The organism is Actinotalea ferrariae (assembly GCF_019733465.1).
Classification (GTDB): domain Bacteria; phylum Actinomycetota; class Actinomycetes; order Actinomycetales; family Cellulomonadaceae; genus Actinotalea; species Actinotalea ferrariae_A.
In genome coordinates, this window is sequence record NZ_JACVQL010000255.1 from 1 (window position 1) to 17,974 (window position 17,974).

20 protein-coding genes are annotated in these 17,974 nt (G+C 74.1%); 2 read left to right on the plus strand and 18 right to left on the minus strand.

The window, feature by feature from the left end:
* From ICW40_RS17035 to ICW40_RS17070, 8 genes are all read right to left on the minus strand, one after another.
* The coding region (locus tag ICW40_RS17035) for an SseB family protein (protein WP_221655201.1) at positions 1 to 376 on the minus strand (376 nt) is incomplete at its 3' end.
* Positions 376 to 1,104 carry a bifunctional 1-(5-phosphoribosyl)-5-((5-phosphoribosylamino)methylideneamino)imidazole-4-carboxamide isomerase/phosphoribosylanthranilate isomerase PriA gene (gene priA / locus ICW40_RS17040; protein ID WP_221655202.1) on the minus strand — a complete coding sequence of 243 codons (729 nt, stop codon included), beginning with the start codon at positions 1,102 to 1,104 and terminating at the stop codon, positions 376 to 378. The genes ICW40_RS17035 and priA, both read right to left, overlap by 1 nt.
* An 8-nt stretch (positions 1,105 to 1,112) precedes the next feature.
* Positions 1,113 to 1,754 (minus strand): imidazole glycerol phosphate synthase subunit HisH, encoded by a 642-nt coding sequence (gene hisH / locus ICW40_RS17045; protein WP_221655203.1) that lies wholly within the window; start codon positions 1,752 to 1,754, stop codon positions 1,113 to 1,115.
* Between the two features lie 94 nt (positions 1,755 to 1,848).
* Positions 1,849 to 2,325: a hypothetical protein gene (locus tag ICW40_RS17050; protein ID WP_221655204.1), complete on the minus strand. Its 477-nt coding sequence runs from the start codon at positions 2,323 to 2,325 to the stop codon at positions 1,849 to 1,851.
* Positions 2,322 to 2,951, minus strand: coding sequence for an imidazoleglycerol-phosphate dehydratase HisB (hisB, locus tag ICW40_RS17055; protein WP_221655205.1), 630 nt, complete (start codon positions 2,949 to 2,951; stop codon positions 2,322 to 2,324). The genes ICW40_RS17050 and hisB overlap by 4 nt, the downstream gene beginning before the upstream one ends.
* A complete protein-coding gene (locus ICW40_RS17060) occupies positions 2,948 to 4,048 on the minus strand; it encodes a histidinol-phosphate transaminase (RefSeq protein ID WP_221655206.1) in 1,101 nt (366 codons plus the stop codon). Before ICW40_RS17060 ends, hisB begins: the two co-directional genes overlap by 4 nt.
* 48 nt (positions 4,049 to 4,096) lie before the next feature.
* Entirely contained in the window at positions 4,097 to 4,732 is a 636-nt protein-coding gene (locus ICW40_RS17065) for a hypothetical protein (protein WP_221655207.1), read from the minus strand.
* Positions 4,733 to 4,793: 61 nt separating this feature from the next.
* Positions 4,794 to 5,675, minus strand: coding sequence for an alpha/beta hydrolase family protein (locus tag ICW40_RS17070; RefSeq protein WP_221655208.1), 882 nt, complete (start codon positions 5,673 to 5,675; stop codon positions 4,794 to 4,796).
* A gap of 64 nt (positions 5,676 to 5,739) precedes the next feature.
* On the opposite strand from ICW40_RS17070, the gene ICW40_RS17075 reads away from it, so the two are divergent.
* Positions 5,740 to 7,944, plus strand: a complete 2,205-nt coding sequence (locus ICW40_RS17075) for a RecQ family ATP-dependent DNA helicase (protein ID WP_221655209.1) — start codon at positions 5,740 to 5,742, stop codon at positions 7,942 to 7,944.
* Between the two features lie 13 nt (positions 7,945 to 7,957).
* Here ICW40_RS17075 and hisD read toward each other — a convergent pair whose 3' ends face one another.
* Entirely contained in the window at positions 7,958 to 9,286 is a 1,329-nt protein-coding gene (hisD, locus tag ICW40_RS17080; protein ID WP_221655210.1) for a histidinol dehydrogenase, read from the minus strand.
* A 114-nt stretch (positions 9,287 to 9,400) separates the two neighbouring features.
* Between hisD and ICW40_RS17085 the strand changes: the two genes are divergently transcribed.
* Entirely contained in the window at positions 9,401 to 9,634 is a 234-nt protein-coding gene (locus ICW40_RS17085) for an RNA-binding S4 domain-containing protein (RefSeq protein WP_308121882.1), read from the plus strand.
* Between the two features lie 19 nt (positions 9,635 to 9,653).
* Here ICW40_RS17085 and ICW40_RS17090 read toward each other — a convergent pair whose 3' ends face one another.
* From ICW40_RS17090 to ICW40_RS17130, 9 genes are all read right to left on the minus strand, one after another.
* Complete coding sequence (locus tag ICW40_RS17090; RefSeq protein ID WP_221655211.1) at positions 9,654 to 10,061, minus strand: TIGR03618 family F420-dependent PPOX class oxidoreductase; 408 nt, start codon at positions 10,059 to 10,061, stop codon at positions 9,654 to 9,656.
* A 52-nt stretch (positions 10,062 to 10,113) separates the two neighbouring features.
* On the minus strand, positions 10,114 to 13,653 hold the full coding sequence (gene dnaE / locus ICW40_RS17095; RefSeq protein ID WP_221655212.1) for a DNA polymerase III subunit alpha: 3,540 nt from the start codon (positions 13,651 to 13,653) through the stop codon (positions 10,114 to 10,116).
* Positions 13,654 to 13,727: 74 nt separating this feature from the next.
* Positions 13,728 to 14,669 carry an RluA family pseudouridine synthase gene (locus ICW40_RS17100; RefSeq protein WP_221655213.1) on the minus strand — a complete coding sequence of 314 codons (942 nt, stop codon included), beginning with the start codon at positions 14,667 to 14,669 and terminating at the stop codon, positions 13,728 to 13,730.
* The gene (gene lspA / locus ICW40_RS17105) at positions 14,666 to 15,250 is read right to left on the minus strand and encodes a signal peptidase II (RefSeq protein WP_308121883.1); all 585 of its coding nucleotides are present in this window, start codon (positions 15,248 to 15,250) and stop codon (positions 14,666 to 14,668) included. The genes ICW40_RS17100 and lspA overlap by 4 nt, the downstream gene beginning before the upstream one ends.
* 2 nt (positions 15,251 to 15,252) lie before the next feature.
* Positions 15,253 to 15,723, minus strand: coding sequence for a TraR/DksA family transcriptional regulator (locus tag ICW40_RS17110; RefSeq protein ID WP_221655215.1), 471 nt, complete (start codon positions 15,721 to 15,723; stop codon positions 15,253 to 15,255).
* Positions 15,724 to 15,862: 139 nt separating this feature from the next.
* Positions 15,863 to 16,585 (minus strand): DivIVA domain-containing protein, encoded by a 723-nt coding sequence (locus ICW40_RS17115; protein ID WP_221655216.1) that lies wholly within the window; start codon positions 16,583 to 16,585, stop codon positions 15,863 to 15,865.
* Positions 16,586 to 16,690: 105 nt separating this feature from the next.
* Positions 16,691 to 16,990: a YggT family protein gene (locus tag ICW40_RS17120; protein ID WP_221655217.1), complete on the minus strand. Its 300-nt coding sequence runs from the start codon at positions 16,988 to 16,990 to the stop codon at positions 16,691 to 16,693.
* A gap of 1 nt (position 16,991) precedes the next feature.
* Positions 16,992 to 17,468, minus strand: a complete 477-nt coding sequence (locus tag ICW40_RS17125; protein WP_221655218.1) for a cell division protein SepF — start codon at positions 17,466 to 17,468, stop codon at positions 16,992 to 16,994.
* Between the two features lie 114 nt (positions 17,469 to 17,582).
* A partial coding sequence (locus ICW40_RS17130) for a polyphenol oxidase family protein (protein ID WP_221655219.1) occupies positions 17,583 to 17,974 on the minus strand: 392 nt, incomplete at its 5' end.

Genomic DNA, 17,974 nt, shown 5'->3' on the forward strand with positions numbered 1-17,974 from the left:
CGTCCCAGCCCTCGGCGAGGCACGCCGCCGCGGCGCGCGGGGCCGACGCGGGCAGGGGCCTCGCGTCCGCCCGCCAGGCGCGCATGGCGTCGACGCCGCTGAACACCGGCAGCGCCGTGCGGCCGTCGGGCGTGCGGAGCGCCACCACGCCGGCGGACGCCTCCTTGTCGACGTGCAGGCCCGCCGACGTCGTCCCGCTCGCCTCGAGCTCGGCCAGCACCGGCACGAGGAGCCGCGCGCCCGCCAGGGCCGCCACGAGCTCCGCACCCGCGCGCGTGCCCGGCTCGTGCGCGGAGAGGCCGGCGACCAGGCGCGGGTCCGCCGAGCCGTCGTCGCCCGCGTACGGCGACGTCGGCGGCAGCGCGCGTCCCGCCACTACGGGCGCCCGGCGACGTCCAGGGCCTGCGGCAGCGTGAAGGCCCCGGCGTAGAGGGCCTTGCCCACGATCGCGCCCTCGACGCCCTCGGTCACCAGGCCGCGCAGCGCGACGAGGTCGTCGAGGCTCGAGATACCGCCCGAGGCGACCACGGGCGCGTCGGTGCGCGAGCAGACCTCGCGCAGCAGCTCGACGTTCGGCCCGCGCAGCGTGCCGTCCTTCGTGACGTCGGTGACGACGTAGCGCGAACACCCGGCGGCGTCGAGGCGCTCGAGCACCTCCCACAGGTCGCCGCCCTCGCGCGTCCAGCCGCGTGCGGCGAGCGTCGTGCCGCGGACGTCGAGACCGACCGCGACGGCGTCGCCGTGGCGCGCGATGACCTCGGCGGTCCACTCGGGGTTCTCGAGCGCCGCCGTCCCCAGGTTGACGCGCGTGCAGCCCGTCGCGAGCGCACGCTCCAGGGACGCGTCGTCGCGGATGCCGCCCGACATCTCGACCTTCACGTCGAGCGCGCCGACGACCTCGGCGAGCAGCTCGGCGTTCGAGCCCCGGCCGAACGCGGCGTCGAGGTCGACGAGGTGGATCCACTCGGCACCGCCGGCCTGCCAGTCGAGCGCGGCCTGCAGCGGGCTCCCGTACGAGGTCTCGGAACCCGCCTCACCCTGGACGAGGCGGACCGCCTGCCCGTCGGCGACGTCCACGGCGGGCAGGAGCTGAAGTCGGTCCATGCGGTTGCTCAGTGTCCCTTCAGGGTGGTGACCCAGTTCTCGAGGAGGTGGGCGCCGGCGTCGCCGGACTTCTCGGGGTGGAACTGGGTGGCCGCGAGCGGACCGTTCTCCACGGCCGCCACGAAGCGCTCGCCGTGCTCGGACCACGTCACGCGCGGAGGCGTCAGCCGTCCGCCGCCCAGCGGCGGCATCTCGCGAACGCCGTAGGAGTGCACGAAGTAGAAGCGCTCGTCCTCGACGCCGGCGAAGAGCTCGCTGCCGTCCTCGGGCTCGACCGTCGACCAGCCCATGTGGGGCACCACGGGCGCGTCGAGCTTCTCGACCACGCCCGGCCACTCGCCGAGGCCCTCGGTGCGCTCACCGTGCTCGACGCCCTCGGCGAACATGACCTGCATCCCGACGCAGATGCCGAGCACGGGCCGGCCGCCCGCCAGCCGGCGGTCGATGATCTGGTCGCCGCGCACGGCGCGCAGGCCCGCCATGACCGCGGCGAAGGCACCGACGCCGGGGACGACGAGCCCGTCGGCCTCGGCAGCAGCGACCGGGTCCGCGGTCAGCTCGACCTCGGCCCCGACCCGCTCGAGCGCCCGGGTCGCCGAGCGCACGTTGCCGAAGCCGTAGTCCAGGACGACCACGCGCGGAGAGCTCACCGGACGATCCTACGTGCGGTCGCGGGGTGGGGTCGGCCTGTCCAGATCGCGCGGGACCCGGCGCAGTCGGGTCGCGACGACGCCTCCCGGCGGGTCAGCTCCTGCGGCGCCCGGCGCGCGCGGCGGCCGCCAGGATGCGCGCGGCACGCCATCGCGACATGCCCACCGAGCTCACGGCTCCCGGCAGGTCGGCGGCCCGGACCTGGCCGAGCAGGATCTGCTCGACCTCGGGCGGTGCGCCGTCGAGGACGAGGGCGGGAGACATCTCCTCCTCCTGCCTGCCGCCGCTCCACCGCCCCGCCGTCATCCGCCCGGCCCGCTGGGTCACGAGGAGCACGGGTGTGTTCTGCAGCAGCTGGGAGACGACCTGGGCGGCGAGCTCCGGGTCACCGACGCCCGTCGAGCGGCACGCAGCGAGGGCGCCGATCGGGGTCGGCACCGCGTCGACCGGCACCTTGCTCATCGCGCACGCCGCCGCGAGCCCCTCGGGGACTAAGACCTGCGTCAGGACGACGGCGGCGGCCGGGAGCTCGGCCTCGCCCCCGGGTCCCGCGCCGTCGGGCGCCGTCACAGCGCACCCTTCGTGGAGGGCACGCCCTCCACGCGCGGGTCGCGCTCGACGGCGGCCCGGAGCGCGCGCGCGAGCGCCTTGAACTGCGCCTCGACGATGTGGTGCGGGTCGCGCCCGGCGAGCACGCGCATGTGGATGCAGATGCCCGCGTGGTGGGCGATCGACTCGAGCACGTGGCGCGTCAGGGACCCGGTGAAGTGCCCGCCGATGAGGTGGTACTCCTGCCCGGCGGGCTCGCCCGAGTGCACGAGGTACGGCCGGCCCGAGACGTCGACGACCGCCTGCGCGAGCGCCTCGTCGAGCGGCACGAGCGCGTCGCCGAAGCGGCCGATGCCGGACTTGTCGCCGAGCGCCTCGCGGAGCGCCTCGCCGAGGGCGATGGCGACGTCCTCGACCGTGTGGTGGGCGTCGATGTGGGTGTCCCCCGTCGCCCGCACGGTGAGGTCCACGAGCGAGTGCTTGCCGAGCGCGGTGAGCATGTGGTCGTAGAACGGCACGGACGTCGAGATCTCCGTGCGCCCCGTCCCGTCGAGGTCGATCTCGACGACGACGCTGGACTCCGACGTCGTGCGCTCGACGCGCGCCGTCCGACGCGCGCCGGCCTCGCTGACACTGCCTGCGGTCACAGTCCTGCCACCTCCACCAGGGCGTCCTGGAACGCCGCCATCTCCGCCGGGGTCCCGATCGAGACCCGCAGCCACCCGTCCGGGCCCACCTCGCGGATGAGCACCCCACGGTCGAGCAGACCCTGCCAGACCGCGTGCCGGTCGTCGAACATGCCGAACAGCACGAAGTTCGCGTCGGTCTCGGCCACCGTCAGGCCCCGGGACCGCAACCAGTCCACGGTCGCGTCGCGCTCCGCGCGGAGCGACCCGACCTGCGCCATGAGCTCGTCGGCGTGCGCGAGCGCGGCGCGCGCGACGGCCTGCGTCACCGCGGAGAGGTGGTACGGGAGGCGGACGACCCGGAGCGCGTCCACGAGCGCCGGCGCGGCGGCGAGGTAGCCGACGCGCGCCCCGGCGAGCCCGAACGCCTTGGACATCGTCCGGCTCACCGCCAGGTGCGGGTGGTCGGCGAGCAGCTCGAGCGCCGACGGCGTGCCCGACCGACGGAACTCGCCGTAGGCCTCGTCGACGACGACGACGCAGCCGCCCGGCACACGGTCCGCCGCACTCAGCAGGGCGCGCACCGTAGCCGGGGTGAGCGCGGTCCCCGTCGGGTTGTTGGGGCTCGCGAGCAGGACGACGGACGGCGCGTGCTCCTCGACCGCCGCGACCGCCCGGTCGACGTCGAGCGTGAAGTCCTCGGCACGCCGCGCCGTCACCCACGCGGTCGACGTGTCGCGCGCGTACTCGGGGTACATCGAGTAGGTCGGTGCGAAGGAGAGCGCGGTCCGGCCCGGCCCGCCGAACGCCTGGAGCAGGTGCAGCATGACCTCGTTCGAGCCGTTCGCCGCCCAGATGCCCTCCGGGGCGACGCGCACGCCGGACTCGCGCGCCAGGTACGCCGCGAGGTCGGTGCGCAGGGGCAGGAAGTCGCGGTCCGGGTAGCGGTTGAGCCCCGAGGCCGCCTCGGCGACGGCGCGCGCGACGTCGGCGACCACGGCCTCGGACGGCGGGTACGGGTTCTCGTTGACGTTCAGCAGCACGGGGACGTCGAGCTGCGGGGCCCCGTAGGGCTCGAGGCCCCGGAGCTCCGGGCGCAGCGGGAGGCTCGGGGTCACGCGCCGATCGTAGCCAGCCGTGCCGGCCCGCCCGGCGGGCGTCCGCCGCTACGCGACGCGCTCGAGGTCGAGCACGCGCCGGCCGTCCTGCTCCACGAAGCCCACCGCGCGCAGGTACCGCTCGGACGCCGCCATGCCCGGGGACGCGACGACGCGGCGGGTACCGAGGGCGGCGAAGGGGCCGTCCGGCCGGAAGACGAACTCGCCCGGCGTGAAGTCGCGGTAGGCGGGCAGCACGTAGTCGAGCACGACCTGCTGCTCGGCGGGCCGGTCGCCCGCCCGGGTGAGCACCACGCCGACGACCGTGTCCGCCGTGCTGACGACGAAGGCGTGGTCGCACGCCGCCGCGACGTCCGACGGCAGGTCCGGGTTGAACGTGCGGATGTCCCCCGCGTGGCGCTCGAGGAGGTGCCGCAGGAACGGCTCGTCGAGGCCGATCGGCACCGCGTCGTAGGTGCGGTCGTCGTGACGGCGGCGCACCATCCGCGCGATGACCCCGAGGTTGATAGCGACGAGCACCACGTTCATCGCCGCCATGGGCCAGACGCCCACGGCCGCGTTGTAGCCGATGAGGACGACGCACGAGACCGTGTTGAGCACGCGGAAGCGCATGACCCGCGTCTGCAGCAGCGAGACCACGAGCAGCGCGGAGCCCAGCCAGCCCACGACCTCGAGCACCGGCACGTCACCCTCCCGTCGGACCGCGCGCCGTGCGCGGACGGGACGTCGTCGTCCCGCGGCGATCCTAGGGCCGCTCGGCCAGGGCCTCGCGCACCCATCGCTCGACGAGCCCGGCGACCACCTCGGGCGTGACGACCTCCGCGTGGTCGACGCCCGGCAGCAGGGCGACCTCGACGTCGTGCCCGCCGGCCACCAGGTCGTCGGCGAGGGCGGTCGTGAACGAGGTCGGCACGACGTCGTCGTCCTCGCCGTGCACGAGGAGCGCCGGCAGCTCGGGGCGCTCGTCCGCCCACGTGTGCGGGTTGCCCGCCTCCCACGCCTCGGGCGCCCCGGCGGCGTCGGTGCCGAAGAGGTTGCGCGCCATGCCGCCCGTGCGGGCGACGTCGTACGGGCCGGCGAGGCCCACGACGCCGTCGGCCTCGTGCGGCTCGTGCTCGCACGCGGACCGGGTTGCGGCGTCGTCGGTCGCCTCGCCGGTGGCGTCGTCCGTCGCTCCGTCGGTCGTCCGGGGCGCCAGGGCCGTGAGGACGGCGAGGTGCGCACCCGCGGAGTGGCCCACGGGGACGACGGGGACGCCGGGCACCTGCGCGGCGGCGTACGCGACCGCGCACGCCACGTCGTCGGCGGGCTCCGGCCAGCTGCTCCCGCTGCTCGCGGTCCCGTAGGTCACCGTGACCACGGCCAGCCCGGCGTCGACGAGCGCGTCCGCGAGTGGCGCGAGGCCGCCGGGGTGCGCCGTGGACCAGCTGCCGCCCGGCACGAGCAGGACGACGGCGTCCGGGTCGCCGTCCGGCAGGTCGGTGGTGGCCGCGAGGCCGGGGCGGTACTCCTCGGGACCGGTGGTCGCGGCCGTGCCCGGGCCGCCGGTCGTCGTGCAGCCGGCCAGCGCGGCGGCCACGGCTGCCAGGGCGCCGGCGACGGCCACGGCGGACGTGCGCGGGGTCATGGGGACGAGTGTGCGCCTGTGAACGACGGTCCGGCGCGTCACCGGTGCGGGGCACACTTGCCGGGTGCCCCACGCCCCGAGCCCCGCCCCCGGACCGACCGACGTCGCACGCGAGCCCGCGGCGGCTCCCCTGCGCGCGCAGGCCGAGGAGGCGCTGCGCCGCCTCGTCGGACGGCCGGACGCGCGCCTGCGCGACGACCAGTGGGCGGCGATCGACGCGCTCGTGACCGGGCGCCGGCGGGCGCTCGTCGTGCAGCGCACCGGCTGGGGCAAGTCCGCGGTGTACTTCGTCGCGACGGCGCTGCTGCGTGCGCAGGGCGCCGGCCCGACCGTGATCGTCTCGCCGCTGCTCGCCCTCATGCGCAACCAGGTCGACGCCGCGCGCCGCGCGGGCATCCGCGCCGAGACCATCAACTCGGCGAACACCGAGGAGTGGGAGGCGGTCCACGCGCGCGTCGCCGCCGGCGAGACCGACGTCCTGCTCGTCTCGCCCGAGCGCCTCAACAACCCCGGCTTCCGGGACGAGGTGCTCCCCCGCCTCGCGACCGACGCGGGGCTGCTCGTCGTCGACGAGGCGCACTGCGTCTCGGACTGGGGCCACGACTTCCGGCCCGACTACCGGCGCATCCGCACGCTGCTCGGCGAGCTCCCCGCCGGCACGCCCGTGCTCGCGACGACCGCGACCGCGAACGAGCGGGTGACCCGCGACGTCGCCGAGCAGCTGGCCGCGGGCATGCGGACGACCGACGGCTCGAGGCCCGCGGGCGACGTCCTCGTGCTGCGCGGCTCGCTCGACCGCGAGAGCCTCGCGCTCGCGGTGCGCGAGCTCCCGGACCACGCGTCGCAGCTCGCGTGGCTGACGCGCAACCTCCCGAGGTTCGACGGCTCGGGCATCGTCTACTGCCTCACGGTCGCCGCGGCCGAGCAGGTCGCCGCCCACCTGCGTGGCGCCGGCCTGCCGGTGCGTGCCTACACGGGCCAGACGGACCCGGCGGAGCGGCTCGAGTGCGAGCAGGACCTGCTGGCGAACCGGGTCAAGGCCCTCGTCGCGACGTCGGCCCTCGGGATGGGCTTCGACAAGCCCGACCTCGCGTTCGTCGTCCACCTCGGCGCGCCGAGCTCCCCCATCGCGTACTACCAGCAGGTGGGCCGCGCGGGTCGCGCCACCGCGAGGGCCGACGTCGTGCTGCTGCCCGGCCGCGACGACCGCGCGATCTGGGACTGGTTCGCGTCCATGGCGTTCCCGCCCGAGCGCGACGTCCGCGAGACCCTCGCGGCGCTCGACCAGGACGGTGGCGCGCTCTCGACCGCGGCGCTCGAGCCGCGCGTCAGCCTGCGCCGCGGCCGGCTCGAGACGATGCTCAAGGTGCTCGACGTCGATGGCGCCGTGCAGCGCGTGCGCGGTGGGTGGCGCTCGACCGGGGAGCCCTGGGAGTACGACGCCGAGCGCTACGCCCGCGTCGCCGCGACCCGGGGCTCCGAGGCGCAGTCGATGCTCGAGTACGTCGCGACGACGGGCTGCCGGATGGCCTTCCTGCGCGCGGCGCTCGACGACGCGGAGCTCGAAGCGGGGTGGGCGTGCGGACGCTGCGACCGGTGCACCGGGACGACGGCGGACACCGTGCCCGACGAGGCCGCGGTCGAGGCCGCGCGAGGCGCCCTGTCAGTGCCGGGGGTCGAGCTCACGCCGCGCCGGCAGTGGCCGAGCGGCATGTCGGCCCTCGGGGTGCCGCTCTCGGGCCGGATCGGTGCCGACGTCGGCGCCGAGCCGGGACGCGCCGTCGCACGGCTCGACGCCCTCGGCCTCGGCGGCGCCCTGCGCGCCCTCTTCGCGGTCGGCCCGGACGCGACGCCGGACGGTCCCCTCCCGGTCGCCCTGCGTGCCCCGGTGACCGCCGTCCTCGACGCGTGGGGGCTGGGACACGTGGACGGCGTGGTCGTGGTGCGGTCGACCTCCCGCCCGCAGCTCGTCGAGCACCTCGCCTCGGGCGTCGCGCGGCACCTCGGCGTGCCGGTGGTCGGGGCCGTCGCGGCGCCGCCCGGCACGCCGCCGTCGCGGCACGACGTCAACAGCGCCCAGCGGCTGGCCGACGTGGTGCGGCGGCTCGATCTGGACCTGGGGCCCGCGGCGCGCGAGGGCCTGCCCGGCCGGACGGTCGTGCTCGTCGACGACCGCTACGACACGGGCTGGACCGTCACCGTCGCGGCACGCCTGCTCCGCGAGGCTGGCGCGGCGGCCGTGCACCCGTTCACGCTCGCCCTCGGCTGAGCGGGCGTGGGCGTCAGCGGCCGAAGCGCACCTGGACCGCCTCGCCGTGGGCCGGCAGGTCCTCGTCGCCCGCGAGGGCCACGATCCGCTCGGCGACCTCCGCCAGCGCGTCCGCCCCGTACTCGACCACCTGCACGGGCCGCAGGAAGCTGTGCACGCCGAGCCCGCTGCCGTAGTGGGCGCAGCCGCCGGTGGGCAGCACGTGGTTCGAGCCGGCCATGTAGTCCCCGAGCGAGACAGGTGAGTACGGGCCGACGAAGATCGCCCCGGCGCTCGTGACGCGGTCCGCGACCGCGGCCGCGTCCGCGGTCTGGATCTCGAGGTGCTCCGCGCCGTAGGCGTTGACGACCGCGAGCCCCTGGTCGACGTCGTCCACGAGCACGACCGCGGACTGCGGGCCGGACAGCGCCGTCGCCACGCGCTCGCTGTGCCGGGTCGACGCGACGACCTGCGGGAGGAGCGCCTCCACCGCCTCGGCGAGCGCCTCGGAGTCGGTCACCAGCACCGAGGCCGACGTCGGGCCGTGCTCGGCCTGCGAGACGAGGTCCGCTGCGACGTGCGCCGGGTCCGCGCCCGCGTCGGCGAGCACGGCGATCTCGGTGGGGCCGGCCTCGGAGTCGATGCCCACGACGCCGCGCACGAGCCGCTTGGCCGCCGTGACGTACTGGTTGCCCGGACCGGTGACGACGTCCACCGGCTCGCACAGGACCGAGCCGTCGCGCTCGTCCTCGCCGTCGGCCCCGTAGGCGAGCATCGCGACCGCCTGCGCGCCGCCGACCGCGTACACCTCGGTGACCCCGAGCAGGGCGCAGGCCGCGAGGATCGTGGGGTGCGGCAGCCCGCCGTTGTCCTTCTGCGGCGGGCTCGTCACCGCGAGGGACACGACGCCCGCCTCCTGCGCGGGCACGACGTTCATCACGACCGAGGAGGGGTAGACCGCGAGCCCGCCCGGCACGTAGAGGCCGACGCGCCGCACGGGGAGCCAGCGCTGGCGCACCTGCGCGCCCGGGCCGAGGTCGACGCTCATCGGCGCCGGCACCTGCGCCGCGTGCACGGCCCGCACGCGGCGGATCGCCTCCTCGAGCGCGGCACGCACGTCGGGTGCGAGCCCGTCGAGCGCGGACGCCAGCGCCTCGGCCGGCACGCGGAGGTGGTCGGGGCGGACGCCGTCGAACCGCTCGCCGAGGTCGCGGAGCGCGGCGGCTCCGCGGCGACGCACGTCCTCGAGGATCGGGGCGACGCGTTCGGCCGCACCCGCCACGTCGAGCTCGGGCCGGGGCAGGGCGCTGGTCAGCTCGCGCCGGCTCAGGGTCCGGCCGCGGAGGTCGATGCGAGAGATCACGCCGCGAGTCTAGGTCGCCGTCCCCGCCGCCCGCGGAGGTCGTCCGCCGCCGCCGACCGGGGAGCAGTCCGTCCAGCTGCCGCCGGCCGCGGCGCGTCCTGGCAGACTCGGCACGTGGACCACCAGGACGCCCAGGACGTGCCCGTCGACGAGGCCGGCATCCGGCTCGGCCAGTTCCTCAAGCTCGCCGGGATCGCCGAGTCCGGCGCCCACGCGCGCACCCTGCTGGCCGAGGGCGAGGTGAGCGTCGCCGGTGAGGTCGAGCAGCGCCGCGGGCGCCAGCTCGCGCACGGTGACGTCGTCGTCGTGTCGCTCCCCGACGGCGAGCACGCCTTCCGCGTCGCCTGACCGGCCTGCCGCGACGCTGTCAGCGCGTCATGTAGTCCGAGCCGAGCACCCGGTCGGCCACGACCCGGACGACCACGCGACGCGGGTCGTGCTCGAGCTGCCGGTAGCGGCGCGCGTAGCGCCGGACCGCGTCGGCGACCTCGTCCGCATCGGTCTCCACGGTGGCCGTCCCCTCGAACGTCAGCCACCGCCCGCCGTCGACCTGGCACACGGCGACCCTGGCCACCCCAGCGGCGGCCACGGCGCGGCGGATGTTGCTCACCTTGGCCGACGTCACCCGGGTGGTGATCCGCAGCACCCCGCCGTCGGGGTCCCACGTGAAGCCGACGGGGACCACGTGCGGGGTGCCGTCGGGCCGCAGCGTCGTGAGGGTCGCCAGGTGCCGCTCGGTCACGAAGACGTGCTGCTCCGGCGTCAGGTGGATCACCGGGCGAGTCTAGGTCGCCCCTCCACCGCGCCCCGACCGGCGCGGCCGCCGCTCAGCCCGCGAGGCAGCCCGGTCCGAGCAGCACCTTGAGGTCCGCGAACAGCGCGGGTGACCGGTCGATGCGCAGGCCCTCCTCGAGCCGCATGACGGTCGAGCGGCCCGGCTGCGTGAGCTTGAGATGCACCTCCGTGACACCGGGGTGCGTGGAGAGCACCTCCCGGAGGCGCTCGACGACCGGCGGCGTGCACCGCGAGACGGGGAGCGTGATCATCACCGGCTTCGTCTCCACGGCCGAGACGTCGGGCAGCCAGACCTCGACGGCCTGGAGCTGCATCGTCTCGTCACGGCGGCGGACCCGGCCCCGCACCGTGATCACCGCGTCCTCGGCCAGCACGGTCGAGTAGGCGAGGTAGGTCTCGCCGAAGAACATGATCTCGACGGACCCGTCGATGTCCTCGAGCGTGACCGCCGCCCAGGGGTTGCCGTTCTTCGACATCTTGCGCTGCAGCGACGTGACCAGGCCGCAGACCGTGACCATGGACCCGTCGGCGCGGGCGTCGTCCGCCATGAGCGTCGCGATCGAGCAGTCCGCGGCGGCCGCGAGCACGTGCTCGAGCCCGGAGAGCGGGTGGTCGGAGACGTAGAGGCCGAGCATCTCCCGCTCGAACGCCAGGCGCTGCTTCTTGTCCCAGTCGGGGACGTCCGGGACGTCGACCGTGAACGTCAGCCCCGCGTCGTCGTCGTCCCCTCCGAACCCCGCGAACAGGTCGAACTGGCCCTCTGCCTCCTTGCGCTTGACCCCGACGACGGCGTCGACGGCCTGCTCGTGGACGAGCAGCAGGGCGCGGCGGCTGGGCGCGAGCGAGTCGAACGCGCCGGCCTTGATGAGCGACTCGATGGTGCGCTTGTTGCAGACGACCGCGGGCACCTTGTCGAGGAAGTCGGTGAACGACGTGAAGTCGCCCTTCGCCTCCCGGGCCGCCACGATCGCGTCGACGACGTTCGCGCCGACGTTCCGCACCGCCGTCAGGCCGAAGCGGATGTCCTTGCCGACGGCGGTGAAGTTGGCCGACGACGAGTTGACGTCGGGGGGCAGCACCGTGATGCCCATGTGACGGCACTCGCCCAGGTAGAGGGCCGACTTGTCCTTGTCGTCGCGCACGCTCGTGAGCAGCGCGGCCATGTACTCGGTCGGGTAGTTCGCCTTGAGGTACGCCGTCCAGTACGAGACGACGCCGTACGCGGCCGAGTGGGCCTTGTTGAAGGCGTAGTCGGAGAAGGGCAGCAGGATGTCCCACAGCGTCTTGACGGCGTCCATCGAGTAGCCGCGCTCCTGCATGCCCGCCGAGAAGCCGGCGAACTGCTTGTCCAGCTCCTCCTTCTTCTTCTTGCCCATCGCGCGCCGCAGGATGTCGGCCTGGCCGAGGCTGTACCCCGCGACCTTCTGCGCGATGGCCATCACCTGCTCCTGGTACACGATCAGGCCGTAGGTCTGGCCCAGGATCTCCGCGAGCGGCTCCGCCAGCTCCGGATGGATGGGCACGACCGGCTGGGCGCCGTTCTTGCGCAGCGCGTAGTTGGTGTGCGAGTTCGCACCCATCGGGCCCGGCCGGTAGAGCGCGCCGACGGCGGAGATGTCCTCGAAGTTGTCGGGGCGCATGAGCCGGAGCAGGGTGCGCATGCCGCCGCCGTCGAGCTGGAACACGCCCAGCGTGTCGCCGCGGCCGAGCAGCTCGAAGGTCGCCGGGTCGTCGAGCGTGAGGTCCTCGAGGACGACCGGGTCCTTGCCGTTCATCTCGATGTTCGCCAGGGCGTCGTCGAGGATCGTCAGGTTGCGGAGCCCCAGGAAGTCCATCTTGATGAGGCCGAGGCCCTCGCAGGTCGGGTAGTCGAACTGCGTGATGACCGCGCCGTCCTGGGGGCGCCGCATGATCGGGATGATGTCGATCAGCGGCTCGCTCGACATGATCACGCCGGCCGCGTGCACACCCCACTGGCGCTTGAGCCCCTCGATGCCCTTGGCGAGCTCCACGACGCGCTGCGCGTCGGGGTCCGCCGCGTGGACCTGACGGAACTCCTCGGCCTCGTTGTAGCGCTTGTCCGCCGGGTCGAAGATCCCGGTGAGGCTGATGTCCTTGCCCATGATTGCGGGCGGCATCGCCTTGGTGAGCTTCTCCCCCATGGCGAACGGGAAGCCGAGCAGCCGGCTCGAGTCCTTGAGCGCCTGCTTGGCCTTGATGGTGCCGTAGGTGACGATCTGCGCGACCCGGTCCTCGCCGTACTTCTCGGTGACGTAGCGGATGACCTCGCCGCGCCGGCGCTCGTCGAAGTCGACGTCGAAGTCAGGCATCGAGACGCGGTCCGGGTTGAGGAAGCGCTCGAAGATGAGGCCGTGCTGGAGCGGGTCGAGGTCGGTGATCCGCATCGCGTAGGCGGCCATCGAGCCGGCGCCGGAACCACGCCCCGGACCGACGCGGATCCCGTTGTCCTTGGCCCAGTTGATGAAGTCCGCGACGACCAGGAAGTAGCCGGGGAAGCCCATCCCGGTGATGACCTCGGTCTCGAACTCGGCCTGGCGGCGCACGTCGTCCGGGATGCCGTCCGGGTAGCGCACGTGCAGACCGCGCTCGACCTCCTTGACGAACCACGACGTCTCGTCCTCCCCCGGTGGGCAGGGGTAGTTCGGCATGTAGTTCGCCGACGTGTTGAACGAGACCTCGCACTGCTCGGCGAGCAGGAGCGTGTTGTCGCAGGCCTCAGGGAGCTCGTCCCAGATGCGCCGCATCTCCTCGGCCGACTTCACGTAGTAGCCGTCGCCGTCGAACTTGAACCGGTCCGGGTCGGAGAGGGTAGACCCCGAGTTGATCGCGAGCAGCGCCTCCTGGAACGAGGCGTCCTCGCGGCGCGTGTAGTGCAGGTCGTTGGTCGCGAGGAGCGGGGCGCCGATCTCCTGCGCGATGCGCAGCAGGTCCTTCTGCACGCGCGTCTCGATGTCGAGCCCGTGGTCCATGAGCTCGACGAAGAAGTGGTCCCTGCCGAAGATGTCCTGCAGCTCGCCCGCCGCGCGCAGGGCCTCGTCGTAGTGACCGAGGCGCAGGCGGGTCTGGATCTCCCCCGAGGGGCAGCCCGACGACGCGATCAGGCCCGACGCGTACGTCGAGAGCAGCTCGCGGTCCATGCGCGGCCACTTGCCCATCTGCCCGTCGAGCGACGCGAGCGAGCTCGCGCGGAACAGGTTGTGCAGGCCCTCGTTGTTGCGGGCCCACATCGTCAGGTGCGTGTAGGCGCCGCTCGCCGAGACGTCGTCGTCCTTCTGGTGCGCCTCGCCCCACTTGACGCGGGTCTTGTCGAACCGGCTCGTCCCCGGGGTGACGTAGGCCTCGACGCCGATGATCGGCTTGATCCCCGCCTTGCGCGCCTTGTTCCAGAAGTCGTACGCACCGAACAGGTAGCCGTGGTCGGTCGTCGCGATCGCCGTCTGGCCCTGCCGGGACACCTCGGCGAACAGCTCGTCCAGCTTGGCCGCGCCGTCGAGCATCGAGTACTCGGTGTGGACGTGCAGGTGGACGAAGTCGGAACCTGCGGCAGTCATGCGCCGATTCTAGGTGGGGTCACCGACACTCCCGGACGTCGCCCGCAGCCCCGCAGGTCGCGGGCGTGGCGTCGTCAGCCGCTGCCGCGCAGGAGGTCCCAGGCGTGCTGCAGGTCCGCCGGGTACGCGCTCGTGACCTCGGTCCACGCGCCCGTGCCGGGGTGCTCGAAGCCGAGCCGCATCGCGTGCAGCCACTGCCGCTTCAGCCCGAGCCGGGTCGCGAGCGCCGGGTCCGCCCCGTACGTCGTGTCCCCCACGCACGGGTGCCGCAGCGCCGCCATGTGGACCCGGATCTGGTGCGTCCGCCCGGTCTCGAGGTGGATCTCCAGGAGCGAGGCGGACGGGACCATCTCGAGCACCTCGTAGTGCGTGACCGAGGGCTTGCCCGACTCGGTGACCGCGAACTTCCAGTCGGACGTCGGGTGCCGGCCGATGGGCGCGTCGACCGTGCCCTGCGTCGGCTCGGGGTGTCCCTGGACCACCGCGTGGTAGACCTTCTCGACCGTGCGCTCCTTGAAGGCGCGCTTGAGCAGCGTGTAGGCCCGCTCGCTCTTGGCGACGACCATGATGCCCGATGTCCCGACGTCGAGCCGGTGCACGACGCCCTGGCGCTCGGCCGCCCCCGACGTCGAGACGCGGTAGCCGGCCGCGGCGAGCGCACCGACCACCGTGGGGCCCGACCAGCCGGGCGAGGCGTGCGCCGCGACACCGACCGGCTTGTCGACGACCACGACGTCGTCGTCGTCCAGGAGCACGCGCATGCCCGGCACGGGCTCGGCCGCGGCGCTCGCCGCCGCGGCGACGGGCCCGTCGAGCGCCTCGACGTCGACCTCGAGCCACGAGCCCGGCACGAGCCGGTCGGACTTGCCGACGGTACGGCCGTCGAGGGTCACGGCCCCGGCGGCCGCGAGGTCCGCCGCGCGCGTCCGGGAGACGCCGAGGAGGCGCGAGAGCCCGGCGTCGACGCGCTCGCCGCCCAGCCCGTCCGGCACGGGCAGCGACCGCAGACCGCTCACTCCTCGCCCCGCGCCGGCTCGGCGGGCGCGTCGGCCGTGGCGAGCGCGTCGTCGTCCGCGGGCGTCCCGTCCTCGGACGACTCGCCCTCGCGCGACCCGTCGATCCCGATGCCGCGCAGGCTCAGCAGGATGATCAGGCCGGCCGCACCGACGATCGCGATGTCCGCGACGTTGCCCACGAACCAGTCCGCGTACGCGATGAAGTCGACGACGTGACCCCGCCCGATGCCGGGTGGACGCGTGAACCGGTCGACCAGGTTGCCGAGCGCACCGCCGAGCAGCAGACCGAACGCGACCGTCCAGCTCGCCGAGCCCAGGCGGTTCGAGACCCGCAGGACGACCACCGACACCGCGATCGCGGCGACGGTGAGCACCCACGTCATACCCGTCGCGATGCCCAGGGCGGCGCCGGGGTTGTGCAGGAGGGTGAGCCCGAGGAGGTCCCCGAGCACGGGCGTGCGCTCACCCTCGGTGAACGTGCGCAGCGCCCAGGCCTTGGTCAGCTGGTCCACGACCAGGACGGCTCCCGCGAGGAGGAGGACCCCCAGGACCAGACGCGGGCGTGCCGGCCGTGACGTCACGCTCAGCGACGCTCCTGACGTGCCTTGCACGTGACGCACAGCGTCGCCCGCGGGAACGCCTGGAGGCGCGCCTTGCCGACCGCCTGCCCGCACGACTCGCACGTGCCGAAGCCCGGCGCGCCGACGCGCTCGAGGGCGTGCGTGTTCTGCTCGAGCAGGTCGCGCGTGTTGAGCACGAGCGTCAGCTCCTGCTCGCGCTCGAGCGCGCTCGAGCCGGAGTCGGCCTGGTCGTCGCCCGCCCCGTCCCCCGAGTAGCGCAGCAGCGCGGAGAGCTCGGCGTCGGCCTCCGAGAGCTCGATCCGCAGGCGCGCGATCTCCGTCGTCAGCTCCTGCGCGATCGCCCGGACCTCGTCGACGGTCCACGGCTCCTCGCCGTCCCGCACGGGGAACGTGCCCACGAGCTTCGCGAGCTCAGGCATCTCGTGGAGCGGGGTCGACCCGATCGTGGGGCTGACCGTGTCGTCGATGGCCATGGCTCTCCCTGGTGCAGAAGGTCACGCGAGAGTAGACCTCCCACGGGTGACGCACAACGCACCACACCGGGTGCCCGGTGTGGTGCGTCGTGGCGTCTGTCAGGCCCGGACCCGGGCCGTCGGCGCGCCGCCGAGGCGGTCAGCCGTTGAACTGCAGACCCTGCTCGTTCCCGCCGCGCGGAGCGACCGTGGCACCTCGCGCGTCGAGGTCTCCGAGCAGGTTCTCGAGGTAGCTCTTGAGGCGCGTGCGGTAGTCCCGCTCGAACACCCGGAGCTCGTCGATCTTGCGCTCGAGGAGGCTGCGCTCCTGCTCGAGCTGCGACAGCGTGCGGGCCGACGTCTCCTCGGCCTCGCGGACGATCCGGCTCGCCTGGGACTTGGCGTCCGTGATGATCCGGTCGCCCTCCTCCTGGCCGGAGCGGACGTAGTCGTCGTGCAGCTTCTGCGCCAGCTGCAGCATGCCCGTGGCGGACTCGGGCTCGCTCATCCGCTGGGGCGCCGGGGCCGGGGCGGGCGCGGTGACGCGCTCCTCGACCACGGGGGCGGCGACCACCGGGGCGGGGGCCGGAGCGGGCTCCGGCTCCGGCTCCGGCTCGGGGGCCGGCGTGGGCTCCGGGCGGTCCTGCGGCTGGGCCTGCGCGAACGGCGACGGCGTGCCCCCGCCGGAGCGGCTCAGCTCGGCGACGCGACGCTCGGCCGCGGCGAGCTTGGCCTTGAGCTCGTCGTTCTCGGCCGTGACCGCGCGCAGGGTGTTCACGACCTCGTCCAGGAAGTCGTCGACCTCGTCCTGGTCGTAGCCCTCCCGGAACTTGGTCGCCTGGAACTTCTTGTTCAGGACGTCATCTGCCGTGAGCAGAGCCATGGGTTCACCTCGTTGTTCGTGCTGGTCGGGCCCGGGGCAGTCCGCCGACCGCCACGGATCACCGTAGCGGACAACAGGACACCTGCACGGGCGCAGGTCGGGCGATCAGGCGGAGTGTCTCAGGACGTCGAGGACCCGCAGGAGGATCCAGCACGCGAGGACGACGATCGTGAAGCCGAGGTCCAGGCGCACCTGACCGAGCGTCAGCGGGGGCACCACACGGCGCACCGCCCGGATCGGCGGGTCCGTCGCGGTGTAGACGACCTCCGCGACGACGAGCACGACGCCGCGGGGGCGCCAGTCGCGCGCGAAGACCTGGACCCAGTCGAGCACGAGCCGCACGATGAGCAGGACGAGGTAGACGAGGACGGCCAGGTAGAGGACGTCCCAGACGATGCCGAGCACGTCAGCTCTGGTTGTAGAAGCCGGCGCGCTGCTCGCCGCCGGCGACCTGCTCCTCGCCCGTGACCTCGACGTGCTCGGGCGAGAGCAGGAACACCTTGCTCGTCACCCGCTCGATGGCGCCGTGCAGGCCGAAGATCAGGCCGGCGGAGAAGTCGACGAGGCGCTTGGCGTCGGCGTCCGTCATCTCGGACAGGTTCATGATCACGGGGGTGCCCGACCGGAAGGCCTCCCCGATGACACGGGCGTCGTTGTACGAGCGCGGGTGCACCGTCGTGATCCGCCGCAGCTCGGGCGCCAGGGCGTGGTCCGGGACGTCGGCGTGACGCGCCGCGCGGAGCGGGGTCACCTCGGCCTCGTACTCGTGCACGGGTGCGTACTCGTCGTCGTACTCCTCCACGTACTCGTCGGCAGCACGGCCGCTCCTGTCGTCCTCGGCGAGCCCCAGGTACAGCATGGTCTTGCGCAGCGCTCCGGCCATCAGCGGCCTCCATCCCCAGTTGCGGTCCGGTGTGGACCGCCGCCCGAGGGCCGCGATCCGGTCGTGACCACGCTAACCCGCAGGGCACCGCCGTCGGCCGGCGACACGCCATGGTCAGCCGACGACACGCACCACGCCCGCGAACCGACCGGCCGGCCGGGTGCGGCCCGACCCGGTGGCCGAGGTGGCGCGGTGCGAGAAGAACCGAGGGTCCTCGAGCGTGCACGCGCCGAGGTCGACCACCGCGGTGACGCCCGCGGCGCGCAGCTGCGAGCGGACGCCCGCCCGCAGGTCGAGCGCGGGAGTGCCCCACGAGGTCGTGGACGCCGTGCCCGGCACCACGTCGTCGACCTCGTGCCGCAGGTCCTCGGGGACCTCGTAGCAGCGGCCGCACACCGCGGGCCCGACGGCCGCACGGACGCGCTCCGGGGCGCTCCCGCGGCTCGCCATCCGCTCGAGCGCGGCCACGACGACGCCCGCGGCGAGGCCGCGGCGCCCGGCGTGCA

Coding starts and splice junctions, on each gene's coding strand:
- priA (WP_221655202.1), bottom strand. CDS start 1,104: ATGGACCGACTTCAGCTCCTGCCCGCCGTGGACGTCGCCGACGGGCAG.
- ICW40_RS17070 (WP_221655208.1), bottom strand. CDS start 5,675: ATGACCCCGCGCACGTCCGCCGTGGCCGTCGCCGGCGCCCTGGCAGCC.
- dnaE (WP_221655212.1), bottom strand. CDS start 13,653: ATGACTGCCGCAGGTTCCGACTTCGTCCACCTGCACGTCCACACCGAG.
- ICW40_RS17110 (WP_221655215.1), bottom strand. CDS start 15,723: ATGGCCATCGACGACACGGTCAGCCCCACGATCGGGTCGACCCCGCTC.
- ICW40_RS17115 (WP_221655216.1), bottom strand. CDS start 16,585: ATGGCTCTGCTCACGGCAGATGACGTCCTGAACAAGAAGTTCCAGGCG.
- ICW40_RS17125 (WP_221655218.1), bottom strand. CDS start 17,468: ATGGCCGGAGCGCTGCGCAAGACCATGCTGTACCTGGGGCTCGCCGAG.